Raw genomic sequence first — 12,557 nt, forward strand, 5'->3', positions numbered from 1 at the left:
ATTCGCGCGCGACATATAAGCCGCTCGCTCTCGTGTCTCTCTCCATCCCATTGATGCTTTCTCTCATTGGGTCTCTTGGATCTCTTGCTTCTCTTGGATTTGGTTTTCTTCTTGGTTTTTTTCTTCTCTTAGATTCGAGAGAATCCAATTGCGTTAACGCGACCGCGTTCCTCTTTCTAAATCCTTTTTTTCAATACTGTTTATCAATACTCTTTATATGTAGGTAAAAATGTCAGGGGTCATAAGTAAAAATGTCAGGGGTCATCGGTAAGAATGTCATGGGGTATCAGTAAGAATGTCATCGGTAAAAATGTCATGGCATAAGGTCCAGAGAATTGCGGATATCATCCCACTCGGGATGCGACCCGTAGGGCAGCATGTAACGACGTGATTGACCGTGTACGGTGATCTTCTTTTTTTCTTCCAACGATTGCTTAGCTCGAAACAACTGTCTCTCATGCATGCCTGTTAGAGACTTCCATTTCGCACCTCCCACGCTTAGGTAAGCAGCATGCCCCAAGCAGGAAATTGAGTGCCCCAAGTCTTTGTCTTCGCTGCTCATCAGCTTCCACGTGCTCGAAAGGACGATCCCCATCAAGACTTGCTCTGCGAACGTATCCAGTAATTCAATCATCCCGAGCGGGATGACAATGCTAGGACCGTCTGACACTGGAGCAATTCGGAATTCCGTTGATTTCTTGCCTGTTGGACGATGCAACAAGAGCTTTAGCTCTACCAATGTTTTCCAGTGATTCTGGATTGTCTTTGGGCACAATCCCGTTAGTAGGCATAGCCGTTCGACACCGGCAAAATATCGTTCTGAGTTCCGAACAATGAACCGCATTGCGGCTAGAGTTACGGCTGCGTGCTTGGCTTTCCGAACATCCTCAAGAGGAACCAAAAGAAACGGAAATTTGTCCGCAAAATCAGGTTGCGATGCCACAATTAACCAGTTCATCGGCGTGCTGGTAAACAGATTGGGCTTTCGCTTTGATTGACCCGATTGCTGACGTTCTGTATGATGCATTCGTTGTTCTCTGGAATGAATGACGCGCTATTAGTGGTTGCGGCTAACGACCGCGACCACACGAAAATTAGGCCACCCGCTTGCTTCCGGGTGGCCTTTTTTATTGGCTGGCTTAGATGCCCTCTGCGGCCAAGAACGACTCCGCCGAATTCTTAGCTCTCTCCAACTGCTTGGTGGTTGGCCCTCGTTCGATTGCCGGCATGGGCTCAATCTGGCACTCGCGAAACTCAATTAGCCACTCTCGCGTAGTGCACGTCCGCCCACCTAAGAGGACGGTACGCAATGTCTTACGCTTGCCGTTTACCATGATGCCTAGGTTCTTCCATCTGCTAATCGTCGCGTCGGATACCGTCGCGCCGTAGATGTCCTGATACCATTCGGCGACTGGTCGATACTCTTTTTTCACAACTGTAAAACTCATGCTTTCTCCCATTAGAAAAACGTCCTAATCCTGCAAGATCTCTCACGCACTTGCATGCCCACGCGAATCATGGCATAAACGAAAACGAATTTCAAATTGGCGGAAAACATGAAAAAACCCTGGACTTTTGACCATCCAGGGTTTCCGGTTTGGGCGCTTTAGCGCCTGTTTTGGGTCTCGACCTTAAGCGCTAAAGCGCCTGACCGCTTCCTCCTTCACCGCGTAGTGCACCGCTTCCCGATGCTTCTCAATCGCTGTTTGAACCTGCCGCTTACCGATTCCGAGTCGCTTCGCGATTTCGGCCTGAGAACAGCCATCGATCGCTAGTTTGACCTCCTCGACCGTACCAACACGATCCGCAACGCCGAGTAGGATCTCCGATGCTTCCAGAGCTTCTGCTGTCCGGTAGTCCACCTCGACTTCGGGAACCTGATCCAACATGTCTGGACGGGATGCCGCTTTCCTGTTTCGGTCGAGACACGTCCTCAAAGCAACCTTGGTCACCCACTGGACGAACTGACCGCCCGTTTCAGCATTGCATTTTGAGAGATGCCGATACACCTTGATAGCGACCTCTTGCCCGATATCCTCCACGTCTCTACGATCCCGTAGTTCCTTATGACCTATCGACCAAGCGAGCCGGGTAGCATGCCCCATTAAGCAGTTGATCGCTGCTACATCGCCCCTCTGGGCTGCTACCAGAGTCTCGTTGCTAATAAACACGGCTCACCTCCTTTTCGACTTGATACAGAAGGCATTCCTCTAAGTCCTGGTCATCGGAAAATGAAACGAAGCCCAATTCCTTGGCCATCTCGTAGACGGGCAAGCTGTCGCAAAACAAGTCGATGCTTGTCCCCCCCGCCCGAATCGCTTCACTAAGCCCATAGCCCAACGCAATCGATTCCAGACGATGCCTTCGCACCTCCGGTACACACCATACCGCTAGGCTCCCTTCGTCCCATATCAACACGACAACCGGATCGTCCCGGAAGCTGCCAATCTCGACATTCGCACCATCAGCAACATGTTGTTCAACCGAGTTGATCGCCGCCACCAAGTTCACCGGCGGCATTTCATCGTGTTGAGCGCTCTTCAAGATTATGGCCGCGCAAGCCAACAGTCCGATCTTGTCTCGCCTTTCAATTTTTTTCCACAAAAGCATGATATTTCCTGGGTTTTAATAGATAGTTGTTTGCACAAATAGGCGCTAAAGCGCCATTTAGCGCCCGCCTTTTAGGGCGCTTTAGCGCCCGTTCCGAGACTGAGTTTTGGGAGATAAATCTCCCAAATGATCCGCATTGATGCGGTTACTTTTGCATAGATTTCAGGAGCGCAGCCCGTAGCGTTTCCGCGTCTGCTGTCTCTAGCAGTGCTTTCAGTAGCCCATCGTTTGCCGATGCCGCTGGAGTCTGCGTTGTCGATGCTGACTCGACCGGCTTAGGCTCCTCTTTGGGTTCCGGCTTCTTGCCTGATCCGATCGCTGGTAGCGTGTTCGACGCGTCCTTTGCTTCGCCCGAGTCCAGGCAAGTGTAGATCCCGATAGTTAGCTCCGGCTTGCTGTGTCGCATCAACCTTTGGGCAAGAGATACGTGCACGCCGGCGCGAGCCAACATCGTCCCAAATGAGTACCTCAGTGCATGAATGTCGATCTGCCTACCCTCGTTATCGACCCGGGGGATTCCCGCCACCTCAATGTCACGGTAAAACCGCTTGACCCCCTTGCCGGGTATCATAAATAGCTTGTCATCCGGACCTAGCTTGTTCTCCTCGATCCACGCTTTCAGGTCTCTGGCAAGCTCTCCAGGTACGGGTAGCACATCGCTATTCGAGTTTTTCGAATATCGAGAATCCAACGTCATCTTCTCATCGTCGAGAGACAACCTACCGACCTTGAGAGTCCTGAGTTCTGACCACCTGAGCCCCGTTAATGCGAGTGTCCTATAGACCAACGCCCACTTCTCACCGTCACGCCTGAGCCTTTCCGTTGTACGCTTAGCATTGCGGTACTTAGTCGCCGTCTCCGCTAGCTGTCCCACGTTCTGAAGAGTGATCGGATTCGCTTGCCAATAATCGGTGTGCCGACTTCCGATCATTCGGGATTTACAATACTCGGCTAGCGGTCTGACCTTTGCCACGTAGATGAGTTTTTCGAGCTCATCGGCTGTCATCGCGCGACGTAGCTTTCTCCTGTCACTTTTGAACTTCTTAGGTCTCGGAGCGTTTTCCACCGGGTTTTCCCCGATGAACTTCATCGCCACGGCCCAACGAAAAAACCCACCACAATAGACCCATTGCAGCTTGCGACCATTGGCCGAAACCTTAGGCCGGTCCTTACCTTCCTCATTGCGGCCAAAATCCACAAACCATTTGACCACCGCACTTTCCGTGATTTCGTCGAACCGCGAAACCTCAAGTTCGCGAATCAATCGCTTTACCCGGTAACGCATATCGTTCACCGTACTGGGCTTAAGCCCTTCCGCGACCTTGTAGGCGATGTAATCTTCAACAGCCAAATCCAATTCCGTCATTGATCCGATACTCATTTTGCTAGTCTCCTCAATGCTTCGATCGCTGATTCCTTATCTCTTTGTGCATAGATCTGGGTAGTATCCAGTTCACTATGGCCTAGCAAAACGCTGGCCGCCTCAATACCGAGTTCCTTCCGAATCTTGGTCGCGAAAGTGTGCCGCAACTGATTGGGGCTCCACGTATGGTCCTTCCGCCACTGGGCGATATCCGCCTTCTTTCGCATCCCCTTGGGGACCGGCCATGCTGCTTGGCATGCTCGATAGACCGCCTTGCCGTAGCTTTGCGTCGTGTAGGACTCACCGGGTACGCGCTGTGGCTTCGCCTTTCGATTCGTGCCGGGACGATTGCCGCAACTTAGAGGAGTCACTCGTTTTGCTGATCGCTCCTCGATGACTTCCTTCTTGGAGTCCTTCGGAGAAAAACAATACGCATCGGCTGCCCGTAACAGATACCTTGATAGGATCTCCTGAGCTTTCTTCGGGACATAGATTGTCCGCTTTTTACCTCGCCACGCGTTCTTGTGGTTGTGTAGGTTGATCTCCCATACATCGGGATTCGTCCTATCCACCATGCCCGGCTGGATGCTGCACACCTCCCCTGGCCGACAACCCGTTTCCCGTTGGAACCGGACCATATCCGCGACCACTCGCGAGAGATGCGGTAGCGTTTGCTCTACCATCTCGATCGCGACCGGCTGGACCTCATCCATCTCCCTTAGATTCGTCTTGTCCTTCTTGAGTGGTGCGACCATGCCGACTGCATCGGCAACCGCTGGCGGTAGTTTTCCCTCGCCGACTGCCCACCTGAGCATTCGAACAATTCGCTCCGCCAACTTGTTGACATAGACCCGGCTCCTATCGCCTTCATTGGCAATAGTCCCCCTAACCGCCTTGAACGATACAGGCCCAAACTCAACCGCTGGAGTCGGCCCGTACAATCGCTTCATCACTGCCAATGCCGGCTTGATGCGGTGATACTCGCTTCGCGTCCCGATCCCGTAATACTGCTTTGCGTACTTCACATAGTCGGCGATTAGCTCGACCACGGTATACTGCTCCACGGGAATCCCGAACGACCGGGAGTTATCCTGAGCCCCCCATTCTGCAATCAGACGGGCATACTCCCGCTTCGACCGGGGGGAACCATACTCCCCTAATAAATAGTCCTTACCGTTGATCGTCACCCTTGCTTGGCCTGACGAATGACGCCGGTAGGATGGTACTCTCTCTCCCATCACTAAACCTCATAATAGAAATGAATCCGGGAACCTTCCCGATTCAGAGGTTTAGTTTTTTCTCATCCGACATTCAAACTAGCATCGACTCTACCGCAAAAAACGCTGGTAAACCGATGAATAGGGCCAGAAGGGCTCGAACCTTCGACCTACGGATTAGAAATCCGTTGCTCTATCCAACTGAGCTATGACCCCGTAAACCAAAAAACCTAGTAAAAACCAGGCTTACAATCACCTTTACCAAGGCTTCAGGTTTGGAAAACATCTCCTGCGACACCTGTCAGGACAACCTTTGGAGGTGCCTGTATCAGTCATTGCGACGAAACGATATCCGATTGACAGACACCATTGCCCCCCAAAAAGCCTCGACTAGCGAATTCTACCCTAAATCCTGCGATTTAATCAACGGGTAAGCAACAGAATGAGCAAGGGCTCTGAGTCGACCAAAGTGCCCAATGACCGCCAGTTTTCCGCATAACAATGGCGAGACCCTGAAAATGATGTAACGCGTCCAGAAACATTCGCGGGTCCGTGAGAACGATTTCACGAGCTTCTATTGCAACCTCAGCTTCTAGTTGCTATTGCAAATGTCTATGAGCAAGGAACTGCGCGAATCCCCCAACCATGAGCAATCTGGCCCTCCAAGGCAACTGTCTGCTCGCACGCCTGTTCTATATCGTTTGCTAGCAATTTTGCTCGTGATTCTCGCGGTGACGGGCTGCAATCGAAGCAATCCTTACCTTACCGCCACTCCTTCGGGCTTCGGCGGACTAGCTGGTTCGCCCGCTCCGGGCCAAGACATAGCGGCCCAAATGGCGGAACTGGAACGCCGGGCTCGGCTGCTCGATGAGAACAACCGCCAATTGACCACGCAGCTAGCCCAATCTCAACAGCAAATGCAACTGTACAAAGAGCGAGGCGAGCTTATGCAACGCCAGCTGGCTGAGGTTACCAATCAACTGCAAGGTTCCAAGATCGCCCAGTCCCAAACCAGCCAACAAGCAAGAAGCCTCGCCGAACGAATCGAAAGCATGGAATCTGCTCAGCGTCGCCGAGGCGGTGCCAAGCTGACGGCCAACACCAGCAGTCGGTTACCAAGCTCAGGAGTCCGAGAGCTTGGCTTTAGTGTCGAAGATGACAACGGCGTCATACGAGTTCGTGTGCCAGCAGACCAACTCTTTCAATCAGGCACGGCCCAGCTCACGCCTTCAGCATCGACAGCATTGGATCGAATTGCACAGGTGATTGCTCGGGACTATCCGCAGCAGAGAATCGCCATCGAGGGGCACACCGATAACTCCCAACTCTATGGCGGCACATACACCACCAGCCACCAACTAGCAGCCGCTCAGTCCAACGCTGTGATGGAGCAACTAACCAAAAGAAATCATTTGCCCTCTACTCAACTTTTTACACTCGCACACGGGAACAACTATCCGATCGCGGACAACAACTCTCCCACAGGGCGTTCTGCGAATCGTAGGATCGAGTTTGTTATTTATCCAGAGACGTGGTAGTCATCCAACGACCTTCTTGCCAAGTCTGGAGCGTGAGGCGACCATCTCGGGCGATGATCGCTCGCAACGCATGATCTCGTGATGTAAGCAATATCTCACGCTCGTCCCCCGCGAAATACTCGAGAGCACGCTTTGTATTGATCCGATCGGAACAACTGATCAGAATCACCTTCGGATTGCACCAGTCAACAAGCAAATTGGCCTTGGCGTTCAGTGAGCCGTGGTGCGGTGCCATGATCAAATCCATCGGTATCGGTGGAGATTCGACGACCTTTTGAACACCAGGTGGCTCTAGATCTCCCGGTAACAGAATGCGTCTGCCTGCGTACTCAAATAGCAGGCACAAGCTCGAAGCATTGTCCGACACCCCCGTCAGGCTCTCCGGCGGATGCAGAACGTGGACAGCCCAATCCGGCCGTTCTTCCTTATCTCCTTGCTGCCAAATTTCAGCGGGGATCCTTCGTGCTGAAACTGCGGACAACAATCCACCCAGCGACTCGGAGGGGTGAGACAGAACCTGCGGGGTGGTCGCAAAGGCTTTGATCGAGAAGCGTTTCAACAATCCTTTCATACCGTTGTAATGATCCGAGTCAGCATGGGATAGAATCATTCGATCGATGGTTGCGTGCTTTTCGTACCAGAGTGCATCGGCGATGCGTCTATAGCTTCGTTCATGATCACCGAGTCGTCCAGCGTCGTAGAGCCACAACTCTCCGTCCGGAGTTTCGATCCATGCGTTGGTCCCGTGCCCTACGTCGATAAAGGTGACGATCAGTTCCAGGTCAGACGAGAACAGCCGGTGCAGTGATTTGCTAACCGGGTTGTAAGCAATTCCAATTCCCAGCCAGAAAAGAAGCACATAAAGAAGCCCGCTTCGAGAAAAGGCACGACGTCTTCCCGAGTAGATCATCAAAATCAAAGCGATGGAATAAAATCCATATACCCATACCACTGGTGGTGACGGGCCCCAAAAATGTCCAAACGGGATCGACTCGCCGACATCCACTAATTGCTTGACGAACCACAGTGGCAATCCGCACATGAACCCCAGAACATTGCCTACCAAAGGAATCCATCCGACAACGATCATGGCTAGTCCGGAGACCAAAGCGATCATGATAGGAATCCAAAGTAGCAGATTGAGAAGGACGCTAACCGGGCTCATCACATGAAAGCCATTCCACACGATTGGCAAGGTGATCATCCAAACCCAGAAACTCGTTCGCAAGGCGGAAAAGATCCAATCCAGCACGGCGCGATATATACGCATGCCTCTTCCTTCACGTGCCTTGATCAAACTCATCAAGGCGGTCTGCCGCTTCGTTAAGTTCTCCGAGGAGAGAATCAGCACCGCCACCGCTATAAAAGAAAGCTGAGGACCGACATCGAACAGGATACCAGGCTGGTATACCATCAGGATCAGGGCCGTCGTCGCTAGATTGTTCAAGCTCGAAAACTGCCACCCTAAAAGCTTAGCAAAATAGGCCAAGCTCAACATGATGGCTGCACGCATCACCGGCGGTTTCGCACCACACAGCAAGGCATACCCCCAAACGATCAAACAGACGATGGCAAGTAGTCGCTTGTTCGGGAATCTTGCGAGTGCCCCCAGAAACAGCAAGGCCGACGCGATCATCTCAATGTGCAAGCCCGAAATGGCCAACATGTGAATGGTTCCCGTCGCGAGCAGCTCTTCCTGCAACGCCCACGATGCCATATCGCGTTGACCAAGAATCAATGCACATGCCAAGTGGGACATTCCGAATGGTACGTTGGCTTCCATCGAATCGATCGCAACGTTGCGTAGCTTGCTCAGCCAGCGATCGAGCCGAAAGCGGTTGGGAGTTTCCCAGCGTTTCATTTTTTCAGGAGAATCGATTCGCAGTTGAAAGTCGTAACCTCGGGAGGTAAAGAACTCGGTCGGATCTCGTTGCCCCGGATTCGTCGCAACGCTCGGTAATTTCCAACGACCGTAGACTTCGACCCGATCGCCGGGCAACCATTCGATTCGTCCAAGAACGGAAAAGGGAACCAGGAACTCAGCCGGCTGCCACGACTGCTTTTCACGGATCTGCTCAACTCGAATCACCGACGTCGACATCCACGTCTGCCCATCGACTGTCTGAAGGGGATCAGCAGATGGTGGCATACTCGAACCCGTCGATTTCGTCGACATGGACGGGCGTAGCGAGACGGACTGTTCAATCGTCCCACGCAAAGCGATCGGTTCCCAAGCGAGTCCCGATGACTCCCGGCGAGCAAGATCCCATCTCTGTTGAATTCTCGCTTTGTTGTCATCCGCAAGTCGACGAGTTCCGTTCTGCACGAAAACGAATAAAGCTGCCACAGCCATGCAGAGGGTGGCGACCTTCCAAACGGGACCGATCGTTCGTTTCCGCAAGCAGATGGAACCAAGCCAGTAAGCGAGCAACAGTGCCGTTAAGACCAACAGTCCATTTGATAAAGCCGTTCCGAGTCGAGGCTCCATCGCCACGAAAGTCGCGGTAATACCAAACAAACCAACCATTGGGTACCGTTCGATGGCAGCTTGTGTTCGACGACGGCATAGTCTGGCGAGTCGCAATCGGAAAAAATGTAGGTTGTGGCGGTTGAGCGTTGGCATCACGTTGATTTTTTGCAACAAAAAATGTGGTTAAAAAACAACTTTTTCGGAGTCTTGAAACGGAAGAAATTTTGACTATGGCCCGCAAACCCTGGTTTTTTCCAGGCCTACGAGTCTCCCACCGATTTTTGAGCCGTTTCTGGCATGTTCCCTGCAATTGTAGGTAAGCATCAGACGGAACCTTGAGGCTCTGTCGAATGTCAAAGTCACCTACCTTGCGGAGATGCCGAAATGACCCGACGAAACCAACCACGAACAAACCGCCGTAGTCGAAATTCGGGATACACCCATCGTAACGAAGACCGAGACTTCGGTGGTTCCTTTGACGCGATTTATGGAGACGAAATTCTTGAGGAAGAAGAGGAAGAGGATGTGGACGGCGACGATTACGGCGTAGACATCGACGAGGAACTGCTCGACGAAGAAATGTCCCTCTGGGACGACTCCGATGGCGAAGTCGTCGATGCCACCGAAGATCCGGTTCGCATGTACCTGATGCAAATGGGTGAAATTCCTCTTTTGACCCGCCAACAAGAAGTGTCAGCGGCCAAGCAAATTGAGGTCACCCGTTACGATTATCGACTATGGATGCTCGCAACCGATTTTATGCTCCAAGGTGCTACGAAGCTCCTCGAGCAAGTTCGCGACGGCAAGCTTCGATTGGATCGCACCATCGAGGTCAGCGTGACCAACGCCACCGAGAAGGTTGCCATCATGCGACGAATCGGTCCCAATATTAAGACACTCCGCCACCTGCTTCTCCGCAATTACGGTGACTACTACCTAGCTATCGATAAATCGAAGCCGATGGAAGATCGACGCAACGCTTGGAAGCGATTGGTCTGCCGCCGCAACAAAGCGGTCCGATTGGTCGAGGAGATGAATCTTCGAACCAACCGATTGGAGCCGATGTTCAACAAGCTGATCGCAATCCAAAACCAAATGGTTACATTGAAGGCACGGATCGAAGAAGCCAAAGTCCATGGACATTCGGACGGCGACTCTGTCGAAAAACTTACCGCCGAAGTTCGCTACCTGATGAGAATCACCTACGAGACACCCGCAACTCTGACTCGTCGTGTTCATCGAGTGATCGCCAACCGCGTCAAGTACGATGCTGCCAAGCGAGACTTGTCCGCTGGTAACCTGCGACTGGTCGTTTCCATTGCGAAGAAGTATCGCAACCGAGGCCTGAGCTTCTTGGACCTGATCCAAGAGGGTAACACTGGTCTGATGCGAGCCGTTGACAAGTTCGAGTACGAGCGAGGCTTTAAGTTCTCGACCTACGCAACTTGGTGGATTCGTCAAGCGATCACCCGTGCTATCGCTGACCAAAGCCGTACGATTCGAGTTCCTGTTCACATGATTGATACCATGAGCAAGGTTCGTCAAATAACTCGTGACTTGATTCAAGAGCTAGGTCGTGAGCCAAGCGTGGAAGAGACTGCAGCGCGAGCTGGTCTCAGTGTGGATGATGCTCGCGTGGTGATCAAGATGGCTCGTCAACCATTGTCCCTGGATCAACCTGTCGGTGATCATGACGATAGTTTCTTCGGTGAGTTTCTTGAAGATCATCGCAACGATGACCCCTTGTATGAGACCAACCAAGAAACCCTTAAGCAACAAATTCACGAAGCGATGCAAACCTTGAACTATCGCGAGCGAGAAATCCTCAAGCTCCGATACGGCTTGGCTGACGGATATGCTTACACCCTCGAAGAAGTTGGTAAGATTTTCCAAGTGACCCGAGAACGCGTTCGTCAAATTGAGAGCAAGGCAGTTAAGAAGCTGCAACATCCTCAACGAAGCAAGTCCCTGTCCAGCTTCGTGGATGGTGTCGACGTCCCGGCTTACCTCGAAACAAGCTTGGGAGAATAGTCCCTGGCTACTAACCAATCACGGAATTGTTATGGCAATAACGATTCCTGCATCACTTCCCGAAGCTCGACCTCGACATTCCGACCTAGCGGTTTCTGCTAGGGCGTAAACGGACTGACGATGGTCCATTGTTCATCACTCAGATCGGTTAGGTAAGCGGCTCGTGTCATAGCGACGTCCTTGTCGGATAAAGTTGCAAAATCCCCCACGTTGCGCGGGTTCGCAGCACAGGAACAATCCAATCCCGCGACTCCAGATTCAGCTCCACCTGTTAAACCGGCACGGTGACCAGACGCAATTGCTTGGAGTATCCCTTCCGCATCCTTTCAACCAAAAAAAAATTTCGGGACAGAACTAGATAGGCTCTCCATTAAAGAGGGGGATGGTCACAGGCGATTTAGTCTACCTCTAACCATTCCTACGGAATCGAGATCTGCAAACACTCAATGCAGAAAAAATTTGGACAAATAATCGACACTCCTTACCGATTCGCAGTGTAACTTAACGGTCAACCGTCAACGGTCAACGATCTTTTGGGGCCACTTGGCACCGGCGTCGATCCACCCCTGCAGGACGTCAGCCTGTCGGTCTGATAACTTATGAGCAGCGGCCATGCGCATGTTGGGTCGCTGGCCTCGAACAATTGCGATCAATGGACTTTCTGCGCTCTTGCCGGGTATTACCAACGCGGGCCCCCCGTCCTGGCCAAAAAAATCTTCGCGCCGATCGATTCGGAAATCACCGTACCCCCGGCTCGGGCCGTGACATCGAACGCACGAAGCCTCCAAGATCGGATGGACATCCCTCCAGAAATCGATCCCGGCACTAGTCACCTCCGCCCCGAGCGTTTCCCTTTTCGATTCCGTGGCGGTTGTTTCTCCCGAGGGGGCTGTCGAGTAGGGAGGATCGCTTCTGTCGCGGACAGAAATCTCGGCGATCCAGGCAAACAGTGCGAGGGTCATGATCACCACCACCGCAGTGATGGCTCCACTGCGAACGTGTTGGCTCTGGGGATTCCTCGCCAAACCGAATCGCTGTCCGACGGTGGCGGCTACCCAATGCCAGTGGAGAGCCAGGTGCACCACTAGGACGGCGAGCAACCCAACACTCATCCAAAAGTGGAATCGCCCCCATTCATGACGGGTCAAACCCCACAGGTACAGCGACTTGTTCGCTCCTGGCGGCAATGGAAAGTAGAGGATGTACCCGGTCGCGACCACACCAAGGAAAAAGGCTGCGGCCAGGAGATCAATGGTCAAGTTGACGGTGGTTCGTTTCAAGTGTCGTTTTCGAATGAAATAGCATTCCCGGATGGTCTAAGCCGCTTG

10 protein-coding genes and 1 tRNA gene are annotated in these 12,557 nt (G+C 52.4%); 2 read left to right on the forward strand and 9 right to left on the reverse strand.

Features of this window, described 5'->3' with window-relative positions:
* Positions 1-313: 313 nt before the first annotated feature.
* The 7 genes from SH449x_RS08645 to SH449x_RS08675 all read right to left on the reverse strand — a co-directional run bounded on the left by SH449x_RS08645 (position 314) and on the right by SH449x_RS08675 (position 5,406).
* Positions 314-1,027: a hypothetical protein gene (locus tag SH449x_RS08645; protein WP_482380936.1), complete on the reverse strand. Its 714-nt coding sequence runs from the start codon at positions 1,025-1,027 to the stop codon at positions 314-316.
* Positions 1,028-1,139: 112 nt separating this feature from the next.
* Positions 1,140-1,448, reverse strand: a complete 309-nt coding sequence (locus SH449x_RS08650; protein WP_482380937.1) for a hypothetical protein — start codon at positions 1,446-1,448, stop codon at positions 1,140-1,142.
* Positions 1,449-1,631: 183 nt separating this feature from the next.
* Complete coding sequence (locus SH449x_RS08655; RefSeq protein WP_482380938.1) at positions 1,632-2,171, reverse strand: RNA polymerase sigma factor; 540 nt, start codon at positions 2,169-2,171, stop codon at positions 1,632-1,634.
* The gene (locus SH449x_RS08660; protein ID WP_482380939.1) at positions 2,161-2,610 is read right to left on the reverse strand and encodes a hypothetical protein; all 450 of its coding nucleotides are present in this window, start codon (positions 2,608-2,610) and stop codon (positions 2,161-2,163) included. The genes SH449x_RS08655 and SH449x_RS08660 overlap by 11 nt, the downstream gene beginning before the upstream one ends.
* A gap of 145 nt (positions 2,611-2,755) precedes the next feature.
* Positions 2,756-3,991 (reverse strand): tyrosine-type recombinase/integrase, encoded by a 1,236-nt coding sequence (locus tag SH449x_RS08665; protein ID WP_482380940.1) that lies wholly within the window; start codon positions 3,989-3,991, stop codon positions 2,756-2,758.
* Positions 3,988-5,211, reverse strand: coding sequence for a tyrosine-type recombinase/integrase (locus SH449x_RS08670; protein ID WP_482380941.1), 1,224 nt, complete (start codon positions 5,209-5,211; stop codon positions 3,988-3,990). Before SH449x_RS08670 ends, SH449x_RS08665 begins: the two co-directional genes overlap by 4 nt.
* A gap of 121 nt (positions 5,212-5,332) precedes the next feature.
* A tRNA-Arg gene (locus SH449x_RS08675) sits at positions 5,333-5,406 on the reverse strand.
* A 392-nt stretch (positions 5,407-5,798) separates the two neighbouring features.
* On the opposite strand from SH449x_RS08675, the gene SH449x_RS08680 reads away from it, so the two are divergent.
* Complete coding sequence (locus SH449x_RS08680; RefSeq protein ID WP_482380942.1) at positions 5,799-6,728, forward strand: OmpA/MotB family protein; 930 nt, start codon at positions 5,799-5,801, stop codon at positions 6,726-6,728.
* On the opposite strand, the gene SH449x_RS08685 is transcribed toward SH449x_RS08680, so the two are convergent.
* Positions 6,706-9,351, reverse strand: a complete 2,646-nt coding sequence (locus SH449x_RS08685; protein ID WP_482380943.1) for a ComEC/Rec2 family competence protein — start codon at positions 9,349-9,351, stop codon at positions 6,706-6,708. The two genes, SH449x_RS08680 and SH449x_RS08685, sit on opposite strands and share 23 nt — an antisense overlap.
* Before the next feature lie 231 nt (positions 9,352-9,582).
* Here SH449x_RS08685 and SH449x_RS08690 point away from each other — a divergent pair, with 231 nt between their 5' ends.
* Positions 9,583-11,229, forward strand: coding sequence for a sigma-70 family RNA polymerase sigma factor (locus tag SH449x_RS08690; RefSeq protein ID WP_482380944.1), 1,647 nt, complete (start codon positions 9,583-9,585; stop codon positions 11,227-11,229).
* Between the two features lie 515 nt (positions 11,230-11,744).
* Here the strand turns inward: SH449x_RS08690 and SH449x_RS08695 are convergent.
* Positions 11,745-12,509 (reverse strand): DUF4405 domain-containing protein, encoded by a 765-nt coding sequence (locus tag SH449x_RS08695; RefSeq protein ID WP_482380945.1) that lies wholly within the window; start codon positions 12,507-12,509, stop codon positions 11,745-11,747.
* Positions 12,510-12,557: the final 48 nt, after the last annotated feature.

This window comes from Brakhagea baltica (genome assembly GCF_052161605.1).
GTDB lineage: Bacteria > Planctomycetota > Planctomycetia > Pirellulales > Pirellulaceae > JBKCUI01.